Below are 24,981 nucleotides of genomic sequence, written 5' to 3' on the forward strand. Positions count from 1 at the left end.
ATATACCCGACGCATCGCTTCGCGGTGCAAGCGCGGTGCCCGCCAATTCGGCGGTGCGCCTGCGGTCGCTGCACCGCAGGCGCACCGCATGGTTAGCGATCGGGGATCGCCAACCTGAGCAGCTTACTGGCCTTCCAAGCTCGCCATGTAAGCAGCCTCGTCCTCGAGGTCGGCCATCTGCCAACTGTCATCCACGCCCCCATAGCCTTCGCTATCGGTCAAAATCAGTCCCGCCCGGCCGGCTTTGGTAAAGGTCAGCTTGGCAAAGCAATTCAACGTGTCCCCGGAAAACATCCGGTCGCTTTCGACATCGTGGCCGCCCTTCATTTGTCCACGCGCCTCGATGCACCATTGTTCTCGCTCGCTCCATAAGTCTTCGGTGGCGGGCATTTCTTCGGGAACCTCCGGGTCGCTGTCAAAGTAGGCATTCGTTTCAGACATTGCGGCCGACACGTCGTCGGACGACGAGATTGTGTCGATCAACGTCTCGCGACCGTAGGAGTCATAGAATTGGTCGATGTCTTCATAGACGGGCGTGGTCGTGGCGCTTTGCAGAGCGGAGACGCATGCGTGGATGACAACGGGAATCGCAGTGATGCCAAGCGCGTTGGCGCGCTGCTCCGCCGCAGCTTGGTTCAAGACCAGCATTTCGGCATCGTCCAAGTGGTAGTCCAAGTCGTCATCGCTCTCTTCCATGACAAGAGCCGCATAGGTTTGGTAGCCAAGCATGGCAGCCAAGACTTCGCCTATGATGGAACGTTTGATGGTATGACCTGATGCGGCCAAGGATTTTGCTGCGGCATAGGCCGCCGAGCTAACGAGTGTCGTCATGATTTTCTCCATGCTGTTCGGGCACACTGGTCGTTTTGTTGCTATCGAACAGTCGGGAAAGTCAGACGGTTGGAAGCGGTTTTGAATCGATGCGGAAAATGCCGTTTCAAGCTGACCAGAACTTAGGCGGGCGCCTTGAAAATATAATAACCCGAAAGAGCACCCGCCGCAATATTTATGTCCCGCCGCTTGAAACGGCGCCAACACAATCAGGACTCGTCGGGTTCTTGGCTCGCGATGTCTGATATCAATGAGTGAAGCTCGCCAAGGCTGCGCCCAATCGCGAGGATCGCGGCCTCCAATCGATCGGTGTCGCGCTGGCGCTCAGCAGACATTTCGCCCAACTCGTCCTCGATGGCGTCGAGCCGCGCCTCGATCGCGGAGGCGTCCAACTGGGCGGCGGCAATGTCGATCGCATGGACGACGGCATCCGTCGGTGTGGCGTGTCCGCCCATTTTGTTCGCCAGTGCCCGCAGGCGCGCGAGCCTAGCGCTTGGTAGCCGCAATGTGAGCTGCGCGCGATCCCATCCTTGCTCTTCTAATTTTTCGCTCATGGCGTCTCCACAGTGGTTGTCGAATGCTGATTGATGTCAGCGCGCAAGTTCTCGGCCTTTCCCCAAAGCCTTCGTGCGCAGGTTGACGAAGAATTTTTTAGTCGCCGCCCACGCTTGGCCTGCCGGTGCCGGTGCCGGTGCCGGTGCCGGTGCTGGTGCCGATGCCGATGGCGCCGCTTGGTTTGGCGCGCTCGGGCTGACATCAGGCGCGCCGGCATAGTCCAGCGAGGTGCCTTTGGCCCGGCTGCGCCGCATGCGGGAGGCCAAGGCGTCGATGATGGCTTCGCGGGATGTGGGCTCGACGTCGCCCGGAGCGTGGCTTTCAGGATCGACCACGCAGAGCAAAGCGGTGTTGACATAGAGCGTGGTGGCGAACCGAGAGCGGCTCGCCGCGACGTAGCTCCATTCGCGGTCCCCCATCGACGGGTTGACCAAGGCGTGCGCCGACGACAGCGTGCGCCCTTGCGCGCGGTGCGTGGTCAAAGCGAACCCCAAGTCGAAGCGGCCGAACGAGGCGGGAATGTGGACGATCGAATCGCCGCGCTCGTTCGGGGAGTCCAGCTCGACCGCGATCAAGGGGCCGCCAAGCCGGGACATGTCGATGTCGCTGATCGCGCCCGTCACGCCGTTGGCGACGCCCAGCGGCCTGTCGTTCTTGGTGAAGACGATCCGATCCCCTGGCGCGAAGCGCCTGATGTCAGTCGTCTCGTCGCGGTGGACGATCTCGACCTCGATCTCCCGCGAGGCGTCGATGTGGCCGGCCGCCATCAGCTCTTGGCGCGCTCGTTGATTGAGCTCCGCGACCTCGGCCCGCGTGCCCGCGACGATGGTCTTCTCGCGCAGGGGCGTCCGATCGGCCGACCATGCGGATATCAGCGCCGCATAGCCTTCCTCCTGGCCTGGCATCAGCTTCAAGCGGCCACGGGCGTCGAGCAGCCCCAAAGCGGATTTGGCCTCGCCCGTGGCGAAGAGTTCGACAGCCTCGCGCATCCACTGGAAATCATAGCGGTCCCGCCATCGGCTGAATGCGCGGGAGAGCTTGGCGTCCGTGGCGCAGATGGCTTCGATCGCGGCCAGCCGCGCGTCCTCGGGAGCCGCCCGCAACGCTTGGGCCTGGCCGACTGACAGCCCGCCATCGCGTTGCAGCGCCCTGGCGTCTAGCCATGCCAGCAGCGGCTCGAAGTCCGTGCGCTGGCGTTGGATGTTGGATATCTCGGCCTTGCCATGCTCGCGCATGAGGGCGGCGAATATGCCTCCCGCGTCGATGGGCTGCAACTGCTTGGGATCGCCGACCGCGACGAGCTTGGCGCCGGCGTCGAGGACTGCTTGTTGAAGCGCGGCGAACTCGCGCGAGCCAACCATGCCCGCCTCGTCGAGGAAGAGGATCGACTTGGCGGTGAGCTTCACGCGGCCCTTCCGCAGCGAGAGCAGGAGGCTCGCAATCGTGCGCGACGGGATGCCCGTCTCGCGGCCGAGGTTTTGGGCGGCCGCCGCCGACTGGCAGCAGCCCAAGACCTCGAACCCGGATTGTTTATAGGCCGAGCCCACCGCCTGGAGCATGGTCGTCTTGCCTGTGCCGGCCCAGCCCTCCACGAACGCATGGGAGCCGGTCTCGCAAGCGACATGCAGGGCCGCCGCGCGCTGCTGGGCCAGCGACACCTCCACGCCAAGCGTTGCGCGAAGCTGCGTTTCAAGGGCATCGAATCTCTCGCCGATGGCTTGGGCAGCGAGGCGATGGCCCACGTTCGCCTTGCCGTCGCCCACTTTGGCGCTGATGGCAGCCTCCATGTCCCTGGTGGCCCTCGACGTGAACACTGGTGTCAGAAGCCCGGTCTGCCCAAGGTGGATGACATGCTCGTGCTGCATGAACCGATCGAGCTCGGCCAAGCACTCCGCCGCGCTCCAATGGCCCATCGCCTTTTCGCAAATCTTGGCGAGGGCCTCTTGCGGTGTAGAGCAGGACTGCGACTCCATGAGCTGGGCAAGCAGCTCGGCATGGTCGATGGCGAAAGCCTCCGCCGGCTCTGGCTGACGTGCGCGCATGGCCGCCACCGACGCGGGCGTGATCCCGATGCTCGCCGCCTTCTCCTCGAAGCGGCCGATCAGCTCCGGCAGGCCTGGCTCCGATTTCGCCGAGCGCGTGTTCAGCGCGGCGATTTCGCGCTCACGCGGCCCCGCGCTGTCGCCGATGCCCGCCTCTTGCAGGTAGGCGGCGATTTGCTTGCTTCGGGTCGATAGCGCCTCTCGCTGCGTCTCGTCGATTCCGAGCAGGGTGAAATATGGGCCGTCTTGCACGATGCCGAACCCCATGGAGCTAAGCTGATGGGCCAGCTCGGCGCGGAACAGGATGCCAGTCGCCATCTTGTGCTCGAACTGTGGCCGAAGCTCCAGGGCGCTCCATTCCTTCGAGCCGCGCCGCTTGCCAACATTGAACATGAATGCGTGGACGTGGAGCTGCGGGTCCAAGGCTCCACGGCTCGCGAAGTGGGTGTAGCAGGCCGCGATGGCCGCCTCGGCGATGCGCCTGATCCCGCCGTCGCGTCCGTGGCGCGTCACCACCGCAGTCTCGGCGTATCCCAACGCCACGCGCGCGGACTGTTGCAGGCAATTGACCAATGCCTCGCGCGTGGCCGAGTCGGCGCCGGCGAAGATGGCGGAGAAGTCCTTGGGCGCGGAGAAGGTCATGTCCAAGCCCATGACATGTCCATGCCCAGCGCCTTTGACGAGCGGCTCTCCCGTCAATGGATGGAAACCCTGCGCGAGGCGCTCGACCTGTTCGGCATCGGCCGCGCCAGCGAGCCCGAGCAGGCTGGCCCCGCCGCATGCCCAAAAAGGCGCCGGCCCATCCGATCCAGTGCCGCGCGCGTAGTCGTCGAAATCGCCGCGCTGCCGCGTCGTCGCGTTGGGGCCGCCGAGGTAGTGCAGATAGCCCTGCGCGGCTTGGCCCTTCTTCGACTGGTTGGCGGCCGAATTGATCTTCGTGATCGAGAGCATGGCGGGTCTAGCCCATGCCGAATAGGTCTTGGAACTCTTGCGCCACCATGTCAGCCGCAGGGTCTGCCACGACAGCCCTCGGAGCGAGCGCTTGGTCGAGCGATCGAGAAAGGAAGGTGGGCAAGCTTTGGCCGGAGGCCTTTCTGGCCGCGTCGATCGCCGGCGCGCGCTCGGCCAGAACTTCGACGAGGGGCATGAGGTAAATGCGGGCGAAGGCGGCGCGGCTCAGTCCGGCCGCCTTGCTGGCCTTGTCCAATGCGGCGCGGCCGCCCGGATCGAGCCGGAGCAAGACGATGTCGCGCTCCTCTTTGGACTTCAAGTAGTCGAGGCGGTTTCGCTCGCTCTTGGCCGCCTTCTTCTTTTGCTCGTCGATTGCCATGGAGGCCCTCCCTCCCATGAATGCGGGGCCGGAGGGCTTTTGTCAGAATGTCCAGTCAGGACCGCGCGCGCCTCATGAACCCGTCCATCTCGCTGTCGCGAACGGTGAGGTATCGGCGGAAGGTCTTGTATTCGGCATGGCCCACAATGTCCATCAAGAAGTTCGCGGAGTAGCGGTCGGGATGAAGAACCATGCGCGAGATAGCCTCATGCCGCAAATCATGAAAGCGGAAGTCGTCGATCGCGGCCCGCTCCACAACGTTGTGAAAAGTGGCGGAGACGGTGTTCGGCTCCCCCAACCGATGAAAAACCCTCGGACTAGCGGGATCTGCGAGTTTTTTAAGAACGCGCACGATCAATATCGCGGTGGGCGAAAGTGGAACCTTCCGGGGCTTTTTGACTTTGGTGTGCAGGGCCCAGATCCGCCAGCGATCGAGGTGTCGCGCGTAGACGCGGTATTTGGGCTCGCTGCGATAGAAGTGTTTCCACTCGGCTTTCACGAGCTCTTGAAGCCGCGCCCCGGTCTCGATCGCAAGCCGCACGAGCAGGCGGACTTGATACCTCCGCACTCGGTCGTCGTCCTTGCCGCGTTTGGCGTAGGCGCGCAATTCTTTCATGAGCGCTTGCTCCTCGCCGAATTCGAGACGGCGCGCGCGCTCGACATCCCAGCCGATGGGGAGCACCTTGCTGTCGAGCGCGAATTCCGGCGCCGGCGCCGCGAGTTGCTTCGCGCGCCAGTTGATCGCAATTTTGACGAGCTTCAAATGCCCGACGATCGTCGATGCGACGTAGGGAGTTCCGCGCCTCGTTTGAGTCTTTGCCATTTTCGCTAGATGAGAGCGTATCCAGTTCGCGCAGAGTCCTCCGATCGTCACCGCGCCGACGGTGTTGTCCACAGTGGGAAATATGGCGGCGTGGCGAGGCAAGAAATCGTCGCTCTTTTTGAACAGCCCGAGGGTGGTCCTCAAAAGCTCGTCTTTGAAATTCCCACTGGCTGGCAGCGAAGCGAATGGATCGAATATGCGAGCCATCTCTTCGCGATGTTTGGTCTCGCATTGCTCGATGAATGTCTCCGCCTCGGCCAGGGTGCAAAACGTTTGGCGAATCCTGGACATCCCTTTTTTGCGAAAGTCTGCTTGGTATGCGACGCCGCCCGCGCCGATTCGCTCGGTGATGTGTTTGAAATTCTTTTTGTTCATTTCGTCTCCGTCATTGAGTTGTCCCGACGATGTATGCGGGCCAACTGGGGCGGGCTCAGGGGGTGTCGCGCGGCGAGACCTATTTTTCGAAATGCCGCGCGCTGGGCCTCGAAAAAACGTTCTCGGAAATCCCCTTTGATATCAATGGCCTAGGTGTCGGCGTTTTGCGGGGTCAGCGAGCGCTGATGATCGCGGCGGCCATCCGCCCCGCCCTAAAGGCACCCTAAAGGCCGCGTCATGCTCCAGCACTAAATATCTTTATGCAGGCTTTTGAGGGCTGAAACGGCCGAAAATGGAAAGTCCGGCCAGATTCACTTGCCTCGCGTTGCCTCATGCCGTTCGTCGGCTTTTCTGCAAGCGTTGTTTTTTCGACGCGCAATTCCCACAACTCGCGCCGAGGTTCTTGATCCTCCCGCGCTAAGGACTGGCTTGGCATCCGCATTCAAAGAGGGAATGTCCCCATTTGACGGAGGCGCGCATGCACGATGTCCATGATCCAAATCCTTCAACCACTTCATCGGCTCCGTTGTTGGAACAGCTTGAGGTTTCAGCCCAGATGGAGGCCGCGCGCGCAGCCTTTGCGGCCCAATACCGGATAACGTCTCTTTTCTTGAAAGTCGGCCAGGTCGCCGGAATGCTAGGACTTTCGACGACCGCGATCCATGCCCAGATCCGCGAGGGCCGTTTTCCGATCGCCCACCGGCGCGTGGGCAACGTCATCATGGTGAAGCTGACCGACTTCGTCGGATGGTATTGCGCGGATGCGGGCGAGGCCGTCGCTTCACCGGCCCAGGTGGTCCAATCCCAGGCGGAGGAAGAGGCCCAGCAGAGTTTGATCTCGCAATGCGCCGAGACGCCCAAGGAGCAGGCGGCCCGCATCAAACGCCAAATTCTTGAATCGATGCGGCTCGACAGCGAGCGGCGAGCCGCCGCGATGCTAACGCGAGAGACCCCGGCAGAGCGAGGCGCGCGGGTTCACCGCGAGGCGCTGATGTCGGTCAGGGAAGCGCGATCGACCGGCGCCAACTAGAAAGCAGAGAGGCCGGGCTTGGATGCCCGGCCTCTCTGCATTTGCGGCGAAGTCAAATGGGAGTCGCTTTGCCGACCACCACGCCATAAATGACCATTTGCGATAGGTGCCCACTGTCTGCGGGAGAGAACCTGTCGGCGAGCGGCTCAAGCGAGGCGAGGTCCAACCCGAATCGCCGGAAGCGCCTGAGCGCCTGTCCCTCTCCTTGGATGGACGCGAGGACGATGTCTCCATCGCGCGGAGCAGTCTTGGTGTCCAAGAAGATTTGCATTTCCAACCGGCCGTCGTTCAACAACTCCGCGTCGCCAGCGTCGAGGACCGCCGCTATCACGACCACGGCCGACCAATCGGGCTCGGCCCCCGATGCCGGAAAATGAGCTGAGCCGGAAAGGTCGAGGCGATAGTCGCCCTTGGTCAATGAGGAGCCTTGGCCGCGCTGGTGGAAGAACTGCGCGGCCGCCTTGCGCTCCATGGTTCCAAAGCGCTTCAACACGCCTGTCACTGTTTTCCCCCGCGACGCGATGTCGGCCTCCACCTCCTCGGGAGTCATCCCAAGCAGGTCATGGATCGCGGTCGAGGCGCCGCCGGCAGCGGCTTTGGCATATTGATCGCCAGTTGCATCGGGGCTGGTTTTTTTTCTGTCCATGGCATGTCCTGTGTGTGGGAGGATTCTCGCGAAGTTTTGGCTGGGAATCAATGGGGATGGAGCGCCGCGAATGATTTCAGACGAAACATCACGCGCTGGCGCGCCGCCGCAAACTCTTTGTCGCTGAGAGCGAACGCCTGCTTCATCTCTTTTGGCGTCATGTCGGCGTAAATGCCATTGAGCACGCGAATGGCATCCACATCGCTTTGAAAAAATGAGCGCGCGAACTTTGCGGCCGCGTCCGCAATGCGCGATCGCTCGCGTTCGATCGCCAGATCCTCGGTCGACATGACAGGTTCATGGCGCATCGGCTCGGCGCCATCCTCTTGATGCTCGATGGACGCCAGCGAAACGTTTTTGTTCTCCGCAAGCTGGCGAGATGAGCTGGCCAAGCTCTTGACGGAGTTGGCCAGGAAGGCCGCGAGATCGACGTTGCGCGGCCAATGGCGCCGGCCGTCCAGCACGCGGAAAAACACTTCATGGATGAGGTCCATGGAGTCTGAATAATGCGTGCCCACAGCGCAGCGGCTTGCGTAAGTCTCCAGCGCGAGCTTCACTCGGTTCGGCAGCGCTTCGAATTCGTTGAAAAATTCCTGCGTCGTCGCGTATGTCGTCATGTGTTTCCTTGATGTTGGTCTTGTGGGACGGGACGTGGATGCCCCTCGATCGAGCGGAGTCGGCGCTCCCCTCTGGCTTTTAATGCCGATGTGATGGCGGGTCATTAGGGGTTTTCGCCATGCGCCCGACCGGCGGCGGAATGAAGCCGCGCATCGTCGCCAATTCGCCGCTCGCCGACGCGAGGCATCCCGGGCGACCTATCCACCCGCGCCAACGCTCCTCCGCGCGTCGCCTCCATCCTCCAAGCCATGCCCGCCACCGGCCTTCAAGCAGGACAACCTCGGAGGCCACATGAAAAAAACAAATTTCGATTGGGGGCAATCGCCGCCGCCAGCGCCATCCGTCTTGCGCGTTAGGCCTGGCGATTGGATCGCCACGAGCTGCATCGCCGGGGCGGTGGCCGGAGCGTTCGCCTTGGCTGCGGCGTGGAGGCCGCTGCCCGGACTGCCGCTTCCTGGCGGAGCGTTGTCGGAACATGTCGGATATTGGCTGCGCTGCGGCGCGCACGGGTTGTTTCCCAACCTATTCGCAGAGTCCGCGCGCTTTTATGCGGCGCATCTGGCGGGACTGCCCATTGCCGAGAAGGTGGGAATGGCGGGGAGATGCGTGGTCGCGGCCGGAGTCGCCGCCATGCCTGCAATCCTGCTCGCCGCGCCGATGCTGCGGCCGCGCGATGGCGTCATCCACATACGGGGAGCCATTCGACATTCTGGTCCCGAGGCGCCATCGCGCTTGGCCGCGAAGTTGGCGGGACAGGTCCGCCGGCGCCCGGACCATGAGATCGCCCCAGGAGTGTCCTATCCGGCGGACCTTTGGACCCGCCACCTCCTGGTGGTCGGCGGAGTCGGCTCGGGAAAAAGCACGGCGATCAAACCCCTGATCGACAAGGTCGCGCAGGCGCGCGAGCAAATGCTGATCTTCGACCCCAAGGGGGAATTCACCTCCGGCTTCGGCGGCCCCGCGCTGATCGCGCCATGGGACGCCCGAAGCTTGGCATGGGACATCGCCAAAGACATGCGGAATATTTTGGACATGCGACGATTCGCCTCGTGCATGGTTCGCGACAGCAGCGATCCGATGTGGTCCAACGCGGCCAAGCAGCTCTTGGTTGGGCTTCTCGTGTATTTGAAGGGCACGCTTGGCAAGGCTTGGGGATGGCGCGAGCTGAGGAGCCTCGTGTCGCTGCCACAGTCCGAATTGCTGCCCATCATGCGGCGCTGGCATCCCGAGGCCGTCAGGGCCGTCGAGAAGGCGTCGGTGACGACCGCCGGCATCCTCATCAACCTCGCCGCGTTTTGCGCGCCGATTTTCGACTTGGCCGAGGCTTGGGGTTCCGTGCCGGCCGAGCGCAGGATCAGCTTCCTGGAATGGACGCTTGGGCACTCGGCGTTCCCGCAAGTCGTCCTGCAGGGCCATGGCTCCTATTCGGAACTGACGAAGAGCTACGTCGAGGGCATCGTCGGCATCGTGTCCGCGATCGTGAACAGCGTCGAGATGCCGGACGACCCCAAGCGGAAAATCTGGTTCATCGCCGACGAGTTCGCCCAAATGGGAAGGATCCCGGTGCGCGCGCTGTTCGAGGTTGGCCGGTCGCGCGGCGTCCGCTGCGTCGTCGCGTGCCAGGACTTCGCGCAGCTCGAAGAGCTCTACGGCGCCGCCATGGTCAAGGCGTTGATCGGCATGTGCGGGTCCATTCTGGTTGGCCAGATGATGCCCGGAGATACTGCGGAGCAGCTCTGCAAAGCATTCGGTGCGCGGGAGGTCGAGAGGATGAACGTATCGATATCTCACGGCGCGGGATCAGGTCGCTCGACTTCCACTTCTTACAGCCGCGATGAGGTGCCGCTCTACAAGCCATCGGAGCTCGCCTCCCGGCTTGGATTGACCCCGGACGGCAAAGGCGTCGCGATGATCCTCTTCACCGGCGGCGAGGCCTATGAGCTGGTCTGGCCCCACTATCGCATTCGCAGCGAGCGCCCCGCGCATGCGCCGGCGCAGTGGCTGGAACATCCAACGATTCCAGCGGAGACCGACCGCGTTGGCGGCGTGGAGGCGCTCGAGGCGGCGGCCGGCGAGCGAACGCAAGATGGAGGCCCAGCATTGGCTCTCGATCCATCTGCTCCGGCTTCTGCCGCATTGGTCGAGGGAGCGATAGCGGCATCGACCACCGAAGCGCCGGCGGAGTCGTTCACGACGGAGGACGGCGCGCCGGATTGTCGGGGATGGCAAAGCCTCGCCCCTTCAAGTCCGGGAGAGCCGGGGACGGGCTCCGCCTCGTCGCCGTCGGACGGGGGCGCGGAGGTGGGTTCGATCGCTCGACGCAGTTCTCGTCCGGCGCCAACCTCGCCGCCTGTGTCGTCGCCGGGATCGACGCCATCGCCGGTCAAGCGCGCCTCCATGGCCTCGTCGGCGCAGGCCGAGCGCGACGCCATCGAGCTCGCCGAATTGGAGGCGATGTTCGACGGCTTCGACGCCTCGGCGCATGATGACCCGGACACGGACGACAGCCAACACGGAGAAGCCTACGATGATCCGCTCGGAGAGGCGGTCCTCGAATCGTCGCTCCATGCGGTAGGGATTGATGGCATGTCCGGCGTCTCGCTTCTGGGCCAAGTGGTCGATGCCTTGGTTGACGACGGCGCGAGGGCCGGAGCCACGCGCGCTCGCAGAACCTTGAAGGCTCGATTGGCAGGAGCGCGCAGGACACCGGCGAAGGCAGTCGATCCGGCGCGCGAAGAGGATGCGAGCCGATAGCGCGGCGCCACGCCGGACCACATGCCATCCAAGCGGCCCTTCGTTGGGCCGCTTTCACTTTTGCCGGCTCCGCCGCGAGGCGCGTTCTAACTTGCCCCGTTCCGGCCCGCATTCAAGGTTGGAGCCGAAGTCCCTTCTGCTCAACACTCATGGGGAACGCATGCGAAAAAAACTGGACGCGAACGACGAGAAGAAAAACATGGCGGAGCCAAGCGGGATGGCAACCGAGCGCGACGGCGCGCATATCGAATTCGAAATCGCGCTCGATCCTGGACCGGACTTGGACCCGGACGGATGGATGGCGGAGCGGAGCGATTATTGGACCGAGCGAGAGCAACCCAAGAAGCTTGGCGGCGCTGCCCGCTGGGTCGCGGCGATGCGCGCGGTCTTGGCGAGGTTGAATCCATTCCCATCGGCCCGTCGCCGAGCGCGGCTCGCGCAGGTCACGGAATTGACCCATGAGGATTGGACGAGGCTTTCGGAGTCGGCGCTTGGACCACTGCGTCCTGTCCGCCCGGCCCCCACGGATTGTGGGGTGCCAACCGTGCGCCTTGGCCGCGCGGCTCTGCCATCGGCGTGGAAAGCGGGAGAGCTCATGGCCCCATTGATGGTTGAAATCCCCATGGTCTCAGTCCCGAGCGCTGAGGACAAGGAGCAAGCCCAAGCGCCGATTCCCGAGGCCGAATCCGAGACCACGCTTGCGGTGGCTCCGGCCCGCGCGGCGCGGCGGCGGCGGCCTTAATCCGAGCGCCATGAGCGGAGGAGCAATGGGAGTGGCAAAGGGCCACCGTGGATACGACAAGGAATGCGTTGAAGAGCGCAGCAACCAGAGGAGAGCGCAGCATGGGAAAAACAACAGGGGATTCCTCCTTGGCCGAAAGGCCGCAAGCCGGATCGGCGCGCGATGGAGCCAGGCTTCGCCAAGCCTGCATCGATGCCGTTGGCGGCGGCGAGTTGATGTTCCTGGACGGCCACGACGGCGCCATCATCGGCGTCGCCGAACGCGACGGCGAGGACTGCGTCGTCTACGATCGGGCGAAGGTCATTCAAACACTGCGGCGCCGAGACGGCATGGACAAGGAAGGCGCCGCCGAGTTCTTCGAATACAACATCGCTGGAAGCTGGTTCGGCCCTGGAAGCCCAATCTTCGCAACGCGTCCTTAGCGGGAAGCTTTCTTTTTCAAATTGGCCGTCTTCGTCTTGGCGGCCTTTCTCGCGCTTTTCGCAAACTTCTCCATCTTGTAATTCAACATGTCGTTTGGGAATGCCCTGATTAGAAGGGCCTCCAAGTCATCCACCATGTCAGGCAAGACTTCGTAAGCACTGAAATATGCAGCCAGATCATAGAGCTTCAACATGGTGTCGGTTGGCTGGCGGACCTTGATGTGGGCGGACTTGAAACTCACGTCTCTTGTCGGGTGGCGAACCAAGGTCATGATTTGCCCGCTTCGGTGTCGGTTGAAAGCGAGATTCATTTCCTTCCAAATATTCTGTTTTTTGGTTTGTCCTGCATACAGCGCTCGACCCCGCGTATCGTAGAAAATATAAAGGCCAGACTTTGCGTTCGTGAGGGTTTCGAACAAGCCGTATAAATGTTTTCCGCAGTCGTCGCCAGTGTCAAAGACTTGGAGCGAATTTCCTGACCACCCGGCCTCCACGGCGTCGATGGGAAAGAATTCGACTATGGGCCTAATCGCGTGGGAGTGAACGTGCACCGTCGCCGCCTTGTGCGCATTGTTGATCGCATTGGCAACCTGCAACGCGGTGAGCGATGTGTCATCCTTGCGCCAACGATGAAGCGCATGTGGCTTTATCCCGAGGATCGATGCCAACACGGTGTCGCTGACGGTTCCCATTTTTTTTGACAAGTGGCGGAGAAGTTCTGTTGATTTCATGATCGTGTCGGCCTTCCATTGGTCTCGTATTGTTTACAGTGTTCGAATACTGCTTCGGACTAAGTCATGTCGAAGCCGGCGTGTCGCCACGCGCGCGTCTATGGGCAGCGCGTCAACTCACCGTTCGAGAAGGTGTGGTGGCGGCGCTCGACCAAATAGGAACGAGTCGCTCTTCCAGTCGCTGTCCAATGTGGTGATGCGATGGAGCAGCGCGTTGCTGGTCTTGTCTGAAATGTCGATCATGGTCGCCAACAACTTCAACGTGCTCACTTGCGTTGGAGTCAGAGCCTTGCGTTTGCTAAGCAGGACCGACATGGGAGTCCTCTCTATGAACGTGAAATATTTCCCCAAGAAGCCGACGACAATGTCCGACAGTTGGACTTCGGGAGCCGACTTCGAATCGACGAAGGAAAAGTCCACCTCGCGGTCTCCGTTCATCAACTGGAATTTTTCTATCGCATCCTGTATCTCATATTCCTCGTCCAGCACATGTCGCGCGTTTCTGAACGTGCAGATTCTGTCGAGAAAAAAGCCACTGAATCCATCGATGAGCTCGTTTGGAGTCTCGTCAACCAGGAAGGCCAGTTCCGGCAACGACCGCGCGCGATTCAATAGATCACTCAACATTGTTGTCGCGTGGTTCGGGCGGAGCGGCCAATGCCTTTGGGCGACTGCCCGTATCTCGGCCATGAACTCGTTTGTTTTGCTCCGCTCGATGTCGGGAAATCCATAGTTCCTAAGCATTGTCAGGAAAGCCGGGAGATCAGCGATGGCCATGCGATGAAATTCGTTTTTGATCTCGCGATGAAAAGGCAGAAAATCCCGGAACCTGTCATCAGCCACCAAGGACTCGACAATGTCCAAGATGAACCAATTCAAAATATTGACGTTGACGTAGTGGATGCCGATGCCGCGCTCGACCAGCCATCCAAACACCTTGTTCAACTTGGCCGAATCCAGCAGCTTTTCGAAGTCGCCCTTTGCCACCAGGTCAAATTTAACTTCCTCGGCGGTCTTTTGAATCCATAGGAGCTTTCTAAGCTCTTCGATGTCTCCGACTGACTGCCCTGGTTTCAGGACGATCCCTCCAAGCACGAAGTTGTCATGCTTTGCCACATTCAAGCCTTTTTCCGTCAGGCGCAATTTCCTGACATTGTTCGTCTCATCGTAGTAGAGGACCAATTCGGCGTCGTTGCCAAAGAGCTCAGGATGATGGTTTCCCATTTCCGATGCATCAATTTTGATTTTCATATGCTCTTTCAAATGAAGCTGGACTCAGCGGTGGGAACTCGCCCCTTGAAGGGCGACGCAGTTCTGACGAGTTGGACGCCCGCTAGCCTGGCAGTCCCATGGTGCGGCGCCTTTCATGCAGAATTCAGGATCTGCTCCACCACCGCTTCTTCGGCTCCGATGAATCGGTGAGGTCTGTCCGTGAAACGGCGCCAATCCCGCCTCTATCACCGGGGGAAGCCACTTCTTTCCCAGATAGGAAGTCTCCGATCCACCTGTCGGCGGCCTCCGCCGGTCCATGGAGCGGATAGAATGGTTGGAGCCATTCGCCATCGCGGACTTTTCTAAGCGCGAGCATGAGCTCTTCAACGGATGTCCCACCTGTCGCCCAATCGGGCACTTCAACGCCATCCAGGTGGCCTTCAATCTGCAAATACGAAAGCAGTTGCGCAACGGTGTTCATTGGATCAATGGTGGATTCCCTGGTCATCGGCATAGCGTCTCCTTGTCAAATCGAATGGGGCAAGCTCGCAAAAAAAGTGGCAACTATTTTTTCTTGTTGAGCCGGTCCGAGGCAACTTTGCGCCAATCGTCCAGGACCTTGATGTCTTGTTCGATCTCGGGAGGGAGAGGTATGGCGAGATTGGCTTGGATTGCGCCGTCGTGCCCGGTGTAGTTGGAGCACTTGCCCATGTTCTTCGTGATGGTATCCACGTCGGCCGGCTCGACCGTCACCTTGTTTAGTCGGTTCGTCTCCACGCCCTTGCGGAACCGCAGGACGACGTTGTTGAAGAGCAGCTCCTCGACGGCGCGTTCCCAAGACATGCGAAGGTGCGCGTATATGTCGCGGGCCTCGCGACGATACCCCTTGTCGTCCCCATCCTTACGCAGCCGCGTTGCTTCGACCAGCATCACACGCAAAATACCGACCCTGTCCTTGGTCGAGGCGCCCTCGAATGGCATGGATTCGTCAGCGACGCCATACCCCGCAGGAGCCCTGCGCAGGCTGCGGCATGCGGGCTCCATGTCCAGCGCCCGCGCCTCGTGGACCAGCACGTTCAGGAAGAACAAATCATGGGTGAAGACGATGACTTGGCGGGACAGCGCTTCTTTCGCGATGCGGCGGGCGACATATTCGCGCCGGGAATGGTCGAGCGACGAGACGGGGTCGTCGAACACCATGCCACCCAGCCCCTTGCCCAAGCCGACTTCCGCCAAGAAGGATGCGATCGCGATGGCCCGCTGCTCGCCCTCGCTGAGGATCTCGGTGGCGTCGCGCTTGCCCAGCATTTCCAGCGCAAGCTTGAATTGGGTCTTGCCTTTGGCCGAGGCCGGCTTCATCACCACTTTGAGCTCATGGACATTCAGGCTCTCCAATTCCGCGTTGAGCGCGGCGACGACTTCCTTGGTCGCCATCGTGTCGGAAAGCGTCGTTGCCTTCTTGGAGATCGGCGTGGTGCCACCAGCCGCTGTCACGCACGAATTGAGCTTGCCGGTGAGGACATGCTTCTCAATGGCGAGCAGGACGGCCGCCTTCAACTCGGACAGGCGGCGGCTGGCGTCAAGCTCGTCGCGATCTGCGATCATCTTCGCGCGTCCGGCCTCGTCCAGGGTCGCCTCCAAGGAAACGGCGTCGGCGATGAGTTGGTCCTTCAAGGCAACGAGCGCCGGTGCAGGGCTCTCGATCAACTGAACTAAATTGGCCCAGTCCCCGGTTGGCAGGCATGCGGCCAACATCGACGCGCGCCGAGCCGTCAACCATTTCTGGATGCCGGCGCAATCTTCGGCCAGCTTTTGATCTCGGGCGGCAATTTCATTGGTCAAGGTCTCGTCGATCAACAAGTCCAAGTTGGCGAGCTTGATGTCCGAGATGGCGGTGTCGGCGGCATCCTTCGCCGTCTTGGCCTCCTGCTCAGTTTTGCGCTCGACAAACTCGTCGAACATGACGAGCCGCGCCGCTCCTTCCGCGCCGAGAGCATTTTGGCACAGCGGGCACGCGGACTCCGGCCCAAGATGCGGAAACTCCTTGCCTGGGTGCGACTCGGTGGAGAACGACCGCGCCGCTTTGAACAGCTTTTTCCAAGCATCTTCGCCGGTGCCTGGCAATTGTCCAGGCGTCTCCCTGAACGCCTTGCTTGCGAGCTCAGCCGCGTCCTTCGCGACGTTCGCGGTGTGGACCGCCGCGACCAGCGCGCCGAGAGGCGTGTCGTCAACCAGGGCGATGGCCGCGTCAATTCTTGTGGACAGGCCTTCGAATCGAGTCGCCTGATTCCTTAGCGTCTGAGCTTTCAGCTTGGGATCGGCTTCGCTAAGCGCGGCGACAATCTTCGCATGCTCGGCCTTCTTCTCCTCCGACCAGATCGCGAGGGCCTCGACGTCGGCGGGCTTGGTCTTGGCGGAAAGGGACGACAACAGCGTTCCCACTTTGGTCTTGGTTTGGCCCAACTCGGCGAACAGGGTCGAGTCCGGCAGATTTTGCCCGTGCTCCTTAGTCGCCATCGTCTTCAACGTCCCCAAGGCATCCACCAATTTCTTGAGGATGTCCAGCCCATAGGGGACGTAGGCGAAATCGCCGTGGTTGTCCAAATAGGCTCGGGCGCAGTGCGAATCGAAGATGGCGATGGACGACAGCAGCGCCGGGGCCACTTGCCCCGACGTCCATTCGACTTCCTGCTCGACGCCATCCACGCGCAGCTCGAAGGTCGCTTGCGGAGGGCCTGCCGTTCCGGGTTCTTCGTTGGCGTTTGGCAGGATGGGTTCGCGCCGGTCGCGGGCGCGGCAAGCATGCTTGAACACGCGGGAATAGCCCGACTTCCCCGATCCGTTCTCCCCGTAGATCACCGTCAACCCCGTCGCGCCGAGAGACAGCCGCTGGCCGCCGGCCAAGGCATTCACGTTGCTCAGGTTCTTGATCGCCGCGATTTGGATGAGCTGGCCGACTGCTGGCTGGACCGCGACCTCACCGGCCGCGAGCTTGCTCGCCACGAGGTTCTCTGGCGCTGCAATCTTATGGGCCGCTTTTAGCAGCGCATACACATCGTCATAGTCTTGCTGGGTCAGCTCGTCCTGCGCGTATATCTTCGCGATGGCGTGCTGCTGCCAAGCAGGGAGCTCATCGGACCACTTCTGAATCTCTTGCAGTATCGTTGCCATGCGCGCCTTGGACAGTAAAAATGTTGTTTTGCCTTTTGGATAATGGTATTCCATATCGACAACGTCGGGAGACAAAGATGCACGGCGCCAAAAAACGAACTCAAAATTGGCCTCGCTGACCGCCGCTCTCCTATGAGACGCCGTTGCGAGACACCCGGCTTGAAGTCGTAAAAAAACTTTCACCAAGCTAGCCGCTGCCGAATTGATGCCCGTTTGCGGATGACTGGCGCGATCAAACTGCTTGGCTATCATCGCGGGCAATGCGGTGGCGGGAGCCGGCGTCCGATGATGCGATCCCAAGCCCTTCATTGATCGACACGCCATCCTTTCGGCATATACTGGGGCATCGCATTTTAGGGACTGCGCATGGCCATTCAACTCCCCCGGCAAGGTGCCAACTTTCTTCTCCGCGAGGTTGCGCGCGCCGACGCCACCGCCATTGCGGAGATCGAGTTCGACCCCGAGGTCAAAGGATTTCTCGCGCTGCCGTCGAAGTCCAAGGCCGATTGGGTGGCGTCGTTTTCCCCGGGCTCTTTTGGGGCTTGGATCATCGAGGTCGATGGCGAGGTGGCCGGGCGCGCCTCGATTTCCAAGGCGAATCGACGCGGAGACGGAGAGCTTGTCGTCGTGATCGGCAAGCGATTCTTGGGGCGCAAGCTTGGCAGGGCCATCGCCGCCATGCTGGTCCAGATCGCGTTTGCCGAGCTTGGCGCCAAGGCGCTGGTTGGCTTTGTCCATCCGAGCCACGCCGCCAGCATCGCGTTGCTGCGCGCCCTCAAATTCCGCCGCCGGGGAGTCCATGTCGGGCCGCCCGACTGGCAGGACGGCCACTTGATCTACCGGCTTTCGCGCGCGGGATACGACGGGACTGCCAAGCGCTGACTGCTCGACGCGGAGCGCCCGCGCGATGGCCTCGACCACGGGCACGGACACCGAGTTGCCGAACTGGCGCAGCGCGACATTGCGGTTGGCATGGGGCGCGAAGGTTTCGGGAAAGCCCTGCATGCGCGCGCACTCCCTTGGCGTCAGGGCGCGGGGCTTGCTGTCCACCAGATAGAGGCCTGTCTTGCCGCCGGCTCCACCGGAGTTGGCGCACAGCGTAAAGCCCTTGCCGAGCGCCGACGCGACTCGGTAGCCCTGGCTTGGCTTCCCGTCGATCAAACCCACCACCTCGATCCTGTCCGACCGCGTTGCCGGATCAGGCTTCGCCCGCTGCATCGTCCGGGCGCATGGCGGCGCGGACGCCGACGGCCCCAGGATGTCGGCGACCACCTTCGCCGCATCCGCGCCCGTGGGGAAGACGAAGGGGGCCGAGCGGTTCGCCAGCGCGCGGTCGTGGATGCAGACCAGGAACAGCCGCTCCCGCATTTGAGGCAAGCCGAAGGAGCCGGAGTTGAGCAGCCGGACGCTGGCGGAGTAGCCCAACCGAGTCAAGGTGTCCAAGACGATGTCGAAGGTCTTGCCGCCGTCATGGCTGCGCAGGCCAGCCACGTTCTCCAAGATGGCGACGGTCGGGGACAGGTCGCCAACGAGGCGCGCGAGGTCGAAGAACAGCGCGCCCTTGTCGGGATCGTCGAATCCGGCGCGCGCTCCGGCGACGCTGAAACTCTGGCAGGGGAAGCCGCCGCAGACGATGTCCACCTTGCCGAACATGCCGGCCTCGACGGCGCGGACATCGGCATGCATCGGGTAGCTGCCCGGATGGTTCGCTTGGTAGGTCGCGCGGGCCTCCTTGTCCAACTCGACCGCCCCGGCGCAGGCCGCTCCGAGCGAGGACAGCGCCAGGTGGAACCCGCCGATCCCCGCGAAGACATCCAGGAAGCGCATGCCGGCCAAGGGGCCGGTGGGGCGGCGCTTCACCTTGGCCGGCGCCAGGAACTGTCCGGCCCAAGCCGATAGGGCATCGACGGCCTTCTGCTGGGCCTTGCCGAGTCGGTCCCCCTCGATGGCGGAGCGCAGGGAGTCGAGCAGGCGCCCGGCGGCGTGGGCGAGCGCGGCGGCGCGCGTGGCGAAGCGGTCGCTGGACGTGGTCAGCGGCAGCGTGCATGCTTGGCAGGCGCCGGAGCGCAGCACGAAGCGGAACTCGGCGATCCACCCGCCGCCATGCTTGGCGAACTGGATGCTGGCCTTGGCACCGTCTTGGTCCATGGAGCGCTCGCCGAGCTTGTCGATCACGGACCAGGCGGACAATGGAGTGGCGACGCCGCGCGCGCGGCTGTTCGCGCCGTTATCAAGATGTCCGCTCGCCTGTCCCATGCCAAACTCCCGCGCTTCGGCGGGAGCGAAATGCGCCTGCCATGGAGCCGATTGTGTGGCGGGGCCGGCGGCCAAAACCGCCTCGGACGGGGGCATGTCCCGCATGTCCCCCTTGTCCCATTTGTCCTCTTTGTCACGGCCGGGTTTCGGTGGAAACGCAACATGGTAAGATCGCAACACACATGGAGGAGGCGCATGCTGCACATTCGGACACCGTCGGACATCGCGAAGGGCACGGCCTTGCTGGCCGCGCTGAGGGCCAAGCCGGAGGACCAGAAGATGGCCTCGGCCTTCTCAGTCGCGGAGGCTTCGCTGATCTTGGGCGAGTCGCAGAAGGCGCTGCACCGGGCGCGCGCGGCGCGGGACGAGGAACTGGCGAAAAAGCCGGCAGACCGCAGGCCCATCGATCCCCTGTCCCTCGAATCCATCGCCTGCGTGCCGGTGTCCAAGAAGTTCAAATATCCCGCGTCTGAGATCGAGGACTACCTCACGCGCTTCGAGGAGGCGGTCGCGGGCAAGAGGCGGCTGGTGCGCTCGGCGATGCCAGCGATCCTCGGCTTCCAATCGTGGCTTGCGACGGCGACGCCCATCGAAACGTGGCCTTTCTCCATCCAGCGGGACGGCCGGCCGATGGACATGTGCGCGGCCATCGTCGCCCGCAAGCTGACGGGCAAGGCGGAGGAGCTGACGCTGCGCGCGTTCAGCGAGCGCGTGGCCGACGCTTCGGCGAGGGCGTTCCACTTGGCCGAGGCCAAAGAGTTGGACCGCGTGGCCCGCAAGGGCAAGGCCACTCCACCCGCGCGCCGCGCCGCGTGAGCGCCCGTCAAACATTCAATCCATCCGTCCAGTCTGAACAGGAACACGCATGTCGCTAGCGATCACCAAGACCAATTTCGAGCAGTTGATTGACGACAGGGACAACGGCGTGATCGCGTTGTCTGGCAAGTGGGGATCGGGCAAAAGCCACATGTGGCGAGAGGTGCAGAAGGATTCGACCAATGAGGCGATCAAGAGCGCTCTTTACGTGTCGTTGTTTGGCGTCAAGGACATCTTGCAGTTGAAGATGAAAATCGTTCAAAGCGCGGTGCCAGACAGCAAGACGGGGCACGTCGCGCGCGAAGTCATTACTGGCGCTTGGCGGCAATCGTCCAAATTCTTGAAGACCTTGCACCCTGGATTTGCGGCGCTCGACGAAATCGCATTGCTGGCTGTGCCGGCCATTCTGCGCAACCGCGTGATCGTCATCGACGACATCGAACGCAAGCACAAGGACCTCAACATCGAAGAGGTGATGGGTTTCATCGACGAGTTCACGCAGGTCTACGGCTCACGCATTTTGCTGATTCTGAACTCCGACCAGCTTGACGACAAAGCCATGTGGGACAAGCTGCGCGAGAAGGTAATCGACCATGAGATCGCCTTGGAGACGACCCCGGTGGAGGCTTTCGGTATCGCCATCGGCGAGGAGTCGTCGCCCTACGCGTCCCACATTCAAGGCGCCGTCGAGACATGCAAGATTTCCAATATCCGCATCATCCAGAAGATCATCCGCTCCGTGAACCGTTTGTTTGACGGACGGTCGGACCTGGACGATGAAGTCTTGCAACGCGCGGTGCCCTCGACGGTGTTGATGTGCGCTATCCACTATCGCGGGTTGGAGGACGGTCCATCGGTCGATTTCGTTTTGAATTTCAACGGGATTCTCCATGCCATGGAGGATCGCCAGCGCCCACCTAACGCCAATGACGAAGAGGTGGCTAAAGAAAAGCGCTGGTCGGAGCTGCTTGAATCATTGAACATCAACTCGTGCGATGAATATGAGCACATGGTGGTCGCGTTCTTGAAGTCGGGGTTGCGCATCGAAGCAGAGGTCAAAACCATCTTGGACCGATATGTCGCAGAGAAGGACGCCTTTGGCGCCCAGACGCTCTGCCGACGCTTCCACGAGTTGAACATGTGGCATCCTTCACTCACAGACGCAGAGCTGTTGGTGGAGGCGACGGCCGTGGCGCGGGTCGCGCATATGCTCGATGGCTACACTGTGTCGAGCCTGCACGAAACGATCAGCGAGTTGCCCGGCGGCGTCCCCATCGCCGACGCCATGCTTGCCGATTGGCTGCGCGCGTTCAATGCGGTGGAGCGCGCGGAGTTCCGGCACGACTCGATCTTTGACCGACCGCTGCACCCAGAGATCAAGGCCGCCTTCATCGCAACCGAACGACGCGTGCATCCAACGCCGTCGCTAGTGGATGCTTGCCTGCAAATCGCAAACGATAGCTGGGGTGGCGGGGAGCGGGCGGCCTTGCAGGAGGCGACGCCAGAATCCTACGAAAATGCGATTAGGTCGCTGGCAGGGGAAGACCTGAGAAAATTCATGCGGGAGAATCTGGACCTGTATGTCCGGCGTTCAGGGTATGAGACGGACTTCGGCGACGGGATGGAAAACTTCGCCAAGGCTTGTCGCTTGATTTGCCACGAGGACGAGTCCTCGCGGCTAAGCCGTTTGATTCGTTTGCTCTTTGTCCATGCCAAAGTCGGATCGGTGCTGGATGTCCATGACTGGCCGCGCCCGATGGAAGCGGAGCCGGCGGCCGCAACGCTTCCGGCCGCCTGACCAATCAAGCTGCTTTTGCCTTGCGCCCCGATTTGGACTTTGTGGCCGTGGCGGGCTGCGGAGTTTTTTTGTCAGCAGCCCAATTGTTCCGATTCGCCAAAAAGCCGGCGAACCGGCCGTCGTATCGCAAGGCCTGCGCGTCTATCGGCCATTCCAGGTTGTCCACGATCGGCTTCAAGTCGGGAAGGTCGCGGACGTAGCCCCAATGCACCGAGTGGCCGCCGCCATCGTCGTGCCCCACGATCTTCATGACCTTGGCGGTGTTCGAGTCGTTGTTGTGCATTTGCGTGATGACGTTGACCCGGAACGAGTGGAAGCTCGTCTGCGGCGCCTTGATGTTCCGCGCGCGCTGGTATTCCAGCATGCCCGCCGACAGCTCCTTGGAATAGCTGTGGTTGATGAGCGCGCGGTGCGGGAACAGCCGATCCGCCCCGGCCGCCCGGCACTCCCCGACGTAGTCCAAGAAGCCCAGTTCGATCAGGGCATCCGAGATCGGGACGTTGCGGACGCCTCCTGGCGTCTTGCTCTTGTAGACGTGTATGTAGTGCAAGCCGCTGCCAGGCGCTTGGTGGACATCGACGCAGCGGATTTGCGTAGCCTCGCCGATCCGCATGCCGGTGTGGATGCCCAGCAGCGGTCCCCAAAACAGGTCCGGCGCGTCCATCGCGGCGAGGTAGGCCTTGGGCTCGAACAGGGTAGCGAGCGCTTCCGCCGTGAATGGCTGATACGGGTTCGTGGTCTTCTTGCGCGACTTCTTCGTCTGTATGAACATGCCCTCGACCGGATTCGTTTCGAGCGCCGTGTGCAAGCCGTGGCCGATCATGTATTTGAAGAAGTCGTGCAGGCTGTTGAGCTTGTTGTCGATGGTCTTTGGCGTCTGTGGGATCGCGAGCAGGGCGTTCTTGTATTCGACCAAGGTTTGCTTGCCGATGGCGTTGACCTCGATGTCGGCGCTGGCGTGGCGGCCGGCGGCCTTGTTTTCTTCCCATGCGCGCAGAGCCCGCTTCTTGTTGAACTCGACCTTCTCATGCTCGGCGAGCCAGCGCTCGATGGATTCGACCAATGGGAACGAGCGTTCCAAGAAGTCCTTGATGTGATAGACCTTCGTGTCCACGGTGCGCTCGCCGTTCTTGCCCGCGCAGTTGGCGAGCCACTTGTCCACGGCCAACGTGAGCGGCTCGGACTTGACTGGCCGTCGCATTGGGCGGTCCTCGGGATCGATCATGCCGATCCGCTCGATCTGGGCCACCATCTCCATGGCGCGGGCATGCTCCTCGGCGGAGCCGTCGGTGCGGATGGTGGTTCCGTTTTTGAGCGCGATCTCGTAGCGGCGCAGCGCCTCGACATCGAAATTGAAATCCGACAGCTTGGGTCCGCCCATGTCCCGCCTCCGCTCCAAATCAAGGTTGAGTTGCAGAGCGAGAATGTTAGCAGTTTTGGAACACTTGGTGCGGAGGCTGATCCGTTTTTCTTTCCCGCCGGATTTGACGCGGAAATAATAGACGCCGCAGCGGTTGCGGTAGAGGCGTGGGGCTTTGATTGGCACAGGTGGCTCACTAGGTGGCGCACCCGGAAAAGCGAAAGCCGCTGATTCCTTTAAAAGAATCAACGGCTTGCTGTGTTCTGGTTGCGGGGACAGGATTTGAACCTGTGACCTTCGGGTTATGAGCCCGACGAGCTGCCAGACTGCTCCACCCCGCGTCTGATGTAATCATTATAGGGCATATCCTTACGTTAGGCAATATTAATCCTGAAATCGGCTGCGATAGTCCGAATAAATGCAGTTACCTATAGGCATAGGGCATGCCGCACGGGCGTCAATCGGTGTAAAGTAGTCGAAATGAGCATACCTACCGACTTGAGCTAGCCCCTATGAAATTCTGTTCCGAATGCGCGGCCCCCGTCAGCCTGGCGATCCCTGCCGGCGACAACCGCCCCCGCTACGTGTGCGGCAACTGCGCCACCATCCACTACCAGAACCCGAAAATGGTGCTGGGCTCCATCCCCGTGTGGGAACGCGACGGCGAACTGAAGGTGTTGCTGTGCAAGCGCGCGATCGAACCGCGCCACGGCTACTGGACGCTGCCGGCCGGCTTCATGGAGAACAACGAGACCACCGCCGAGGGCGCCATTCGCGAAACCCAGGAGGAGGCCGGCGCCAACATCGCACTGGGCAGGCTGTTCTCGCTGCTGAACGTGGCGCGCGTGCACCAGGTCCACATGTTCTACCTGGCCACACTGCTGGACCTGGACTTCGCCCCCGGCGAGGAAAGCCTGGAGGTGCGCCTGTTCAGCGAGGCGGAGATCCCGTGGGACGAGCTGGCCTTCCCCACCATCCAGACCACGCTGGAACTGTTCTTCGCCGACCGCGTCAAAATCCGTGAGGGCGGCAGCTACGGCTTCCACACCCAGGACATACTCCGCAACATGCGTTCGGACAATTCGACAACGTGATTCCCTGGCTAGAAACCGACAGCCCCTTCCCCGACGTCGCGGAGGCGCTGACCACCGATGCGCCCGGCCTGCTGGCGGCCGGCGCCGACCTGTCGCCGCAGCGCCTGCTGATGGCCTACCGGCACGGCATCTTCCCCTGGTTTTCCGAAGGGCAGCCCATCCTGTGGTGGAGCACCGATCCGCGCATGGTGCTGATGACCGACCGCTTCCGCATCTCGGACAGCCTGAGGAAGACCCTGCGCAAGGTCGAGCGCGAGCGGGCCGCTGGCGGCCGCTGGCAGGTGCGCTTCGACAGCGCCTTCGAGCAGGTGATGCGGGCCTGGGGGGGGGGGGGGGGGGGGGGGGGGGGGGGGGGGGGGGGGGGGGGGGGCGGAC

20 protein-coding genes, 1 tRNA gene and 2 pseudogenes (1 of these 23 cut by a window edge) are annotated in these 24,981 nt (G+C 62.0%); 9 read left to right on the forward strand and 14 right to left on the reverse strand.

Annotated features, from left to right (window positions below; translation table 11 throughout):
• Positions 1–123 precede the first annotated feature (123 nt).
• The 5 genes from AC07WS_RS07135 to AC07WS_RS07155 form a co-directional block, all read right to left on the reverse strand.
• Positions 124–831, reverse strand: a complete 708-nt coding sequence (locus AC07WS_RS07135) for a hypothetical protein (RefSeq protein WP_494728370.1) — start codon at positions 829–831, stop codon at positions 124–126.
• Positions 832–1,040: 209 nt separating this feature from the next.
• Complete coding sequence (locus AC07WS_RS07140; protein ID WP_494728371.1) at positions 1,041–1,385, reverse strand: hypothetical protein; 345 nt, start codon at positions 1,383–1,385, stop codon at positions 1,041–1,043.
• A 36-nt stretch (positions 1,386–1,421) separates the two neighbouring features.
• Positions 1,422–4,379 (reverse strand): MobF family relaxase, encoded by a 2,958-nt coding sequence (mobF, locus tag AC07WS_RS07145; RefSeq protein WP_494728372.1) that lies wholly within the window; start codon positions 4,377–4,379, stop codon positions 1,422–1,424.
• 7 nt (positions 4,380–4,386) lie between these two features.
• Complete coding sequence (locus AC07WS_RS07150) at positions 4,387–4,758, reverse strand: hypothetical protein (protein WP_494728373.1); 372 nt, start codon at positions 4,756–4,758, stop codon at positions 4,387–4,389.
• A 55-nt stretch (positions 4,759–4,813) separates the two neighbouring features.
• A complete protein-coding gene (locus AC07WS_RS07155) occupies positions 4,814–5,956 on the reverse strand; it encodes a site-specific integrase (protein WP_494728374.1) in 1,143 nt (380 codons plus the stop codon).
• 478 nt (positions 5,957–6,434) lie between these two features.
• Between AC07WS_RS07155 and AC07WS_RS07160 the strand changes: the two genes are divergently transcribed.
• A complete protein-coding gene (locus tag AC07WS_RS07160; protein ID WP_494728375.1) occupies positions 6,435–6,986 on the forward strand; it encodes a helix-turn-helix domain-containing protein in 552 nt (183 codons plus the stop codon).
• 52 nt (positions 6,987–7,038) lie between these two features.
• Here AC07WS_RS07160 and AC07WS_RS07165 read toward each other — a convergent pair whose 3' ends face one another.
• Complete coding sequence (locus AC07WS_RS07165; RefSeq protein ID WP_494728376.1) at positions 7,039–7,632, reverse strand: hypothetical protein; 594 nt, start codon at positions 7,630–7,632, stop codon at positions 7,039–7,041.
• A 47-nt stretch (positions 7,633–7,679) separates the two neighbouring features.
• Positions 7,680–8,249 carry a hypothetical protein gene (locus AC07WS_RS07170; RefSeq protein WP_494728377.1) on the reverse strand — a complete coding sequence of 190 codons (570 nt, stop codon included), beginning with the start codon at positions 8,247–8,249 and terminating at the stop codon, positions 7,680–7,682.
• 292 nt (positions 8,250–8,541) lie between these two features.
• Between AC07WS_RS07170 and AC07WS_RS07175 the strand changes: the two genes are divergently transcribed.
• The 3 genes from AC07WS_RS07175 (at position 8,542) to AC07WS_RS07185 (ending at position 12,168) form a co-directional block, all read left to right on the forward strand.
• A complete protein-coding gene (locus AC07WS_RS07175; protein WP_494728378.1) occupies positions 8,542–11,004 on the forward strand; it encodes a type IV secretion system DNA-binding domain-containing protein in 2,463 nt (820 codons plus the stop codon).
• A 160-nt stretch (positions 11,005–11,164) separates the two neighbouring features.
• Complete coding sequence (locus tag AC07WS_RS07180) at positions 11,165–11,746, forward strand: hypothetical protein (RefSeq protein WP_494728379.1); 582 nt, start codon at positions 11,165–11,167, stop codon at positions 11,744–11,746.
• A gap of 101 nt (positions 11,747–11,847) precedes the next feature.
• Positions 11,848–12,168 (forward strand): hypothetical protein, encoded by a 321-nt coding sequence (locus AC07WS_RS07185; RefSeq protein ID WP_494728380.1) that lies wholly within the window; start codon positions 11,848–11,850, stop codon positions 12,166–12,168.
• Here the strand turns inward: AC07WS_RS07185 and AC07WS_RS07190 are convergent.
• The 4 genes from AC07WS_RS07190 to AC07WS_RS07205 all read right to left on the reverse strand — a co-directional run bounded on the left by AC07WS_RS07190 (position 12,165) and on the right by AC07WS_RS07205 (position 17,606).
• Positions 12,165–12,899: a GIY-YIG nuclease family protein gene (locus AC07WS_RS07190; RefSeq protein WP_494728381.1), complete on the reverse strand. Its 735-nt coding sequence runs from the start codon at positions 12,897–12,899 to the stop codon at positions 12,165–12,167. The two genes, AC07WS_RS07185 and AC07WS_RS07190, sit on opposite strands and share 4 nt — an antisense overlap.
• 117 nt (positions 12,900–13,016) lie before the next feature.
• Positions 13,017–14,150, reverse strand: a complete 1,134-nt coding sequence (locus AC07WS_RS07195; RefSeq protein ID WP_494728382.1) for a DUF3800 domain-containing protein — start codon at positions 14,148–14,150, stop codon at positions 13,017–13,019.
• 124 nt (positions 14,151–14,274) lie between these two features.
• Positions 14,275–14,625: a hypothetical protein gene (locus tag AC07WS_RS07200; RefSeq protein WP_494728383.1), complete on the reverse strand. Its 351-nt coding sequence runs from the start codon at positions 14,623–14,625 to the stop codon at positions 14,275–14,277.
• Positions 14,626–14,675: 50 nt separating this feature from the next.
• Positions 14,676–17,606 carry an AAA family ATPase gene (locus AC07WS_RS07205; RefSeq protein WP_494728934.1) on the reverse strand — a complete coding sequence of 977 codons (2,931 nt, stop codon included), beginning with the start codon at positions 17,604–17,606 and terminating at the stop codon, positions 14,676–14,678.
• A 42-nt stretch (positions 17,607–17,648) separates the two neighbouring features.
• On the opposite strand from AC07WS_RS07205, the gene AC07WS_RS07210 reads away from it, so the two are divergent.
• Positions 17,649–18,164 (forward strand): GNAT family N-acetyltransferase, encoded by a 516-nt coding sequence (locus tag AC07WS_RS07210; RefSeq protein WP_494728935.1) that lies wholly within the window; start codon positions 17,649–17,651, stop codon positions 18,162–18,164.
• Between the two features lie 24 nt (positions 18,165–18,188).
• Here the strand turns inward: AC07WS_RS07210 and AC07WS_RS07215 are convergent.
• Positions 18,189–19,643: pseudogene (locus AC07WS_RS07215) on the reverse strand (DNA cytosine methyltransferase); the annotation flags it as partial.
• Between the two features lie 90 nt (positions 19,644–19,733).
• Here AC07WS_RS07215 and AC07WS_RS07220 point away from each other — a divergent pair.
• Positions 19,734–20,354 carry a hypothetical protein gene (locus AC07WS_RS07220; RefSeq protein WP_494728384.1) on the forward strand — a complete coding sequence of 207 codons (621 nt, stop codon included), beginning with the start codon at positions 19,734–19,736 and terminating at the stop codon, positions 20,352–20,354.
• A 49-nt stretch (positions 20,355–20,403) separates the two neighbouring features.
• Complete coding sequence (locus AC07WS_RS07225; RefSeq protein ID WP_494728385.1) at positions 20,404–22,152, forward strand: P-loop NTPase fold protein; 1,749 nt, start codon at positions 20,404–20,406, stop codon at positions 22,150–22,152.
• A gap of 4 nt (positions 22,153–22,156) precedes the next feature.
• On the opposite strand, the gene AC07WS_RS07230 is transcribed toward AC07WS_RS07225, so the two are convergent.
• Together AC07WS_RS07230 and AC07WS_RS07235 are read right to left on the reverse strand one after the other, a co-directional pair.
• Positions 22,157–23,698 (reverse strand): tyrosine-type recombinase/integrase, encoded by a 1,542-nt coding sequence (locus AC07WS_RS07230; RefSeq protein ID WP_494728386.1) that lies wholly within the window; start codon positions 23,696–23,698, stop codon positions 22,157–22,159.
• A 78-nt stretch (positions 23,699–23,776) separates the two neighbouring features.
• Positions 23,777–23,853: transfer RNA gene (locus tag AC07WS_RS07235), tRNA-Met, on the reverse strand.
• A gap of 171 nt (positions 23,854–24,024) precedes the next feature.
• Here AC07WS_RS07235 and AC07WS_RS07240 point away from each other — a divergent pair.
• Both AC07WS_RS07240 and AC07WS_RS07245 read left to right on the forward strand, forming a co-directional pair.
• Complete coding sequence (locus AC07WS_RS07240; RefSeq protein ID WP_494728387.1) at positions 24,025–24,606, forward strand: NUDIX hydrolase; 582 nt, start codon at positions 24,025–24,027, stop codon at positions 24,604–24,606.
• Positions 24,603–24,981, forward strand: a pseudogene (locus AC07WS_RS07245) (leucyl/phenylalanyl-tRNA--protein transferase); it runs 424 nt beyond the window's last position. Before AC07WS_RS07240 ends, AC07WS_RS07245 begins: the two are co-directional and overlap by 4 nt.

This window comes from Duganella sp. GW821-FHT01E12 (assembly GCF_059422325.1).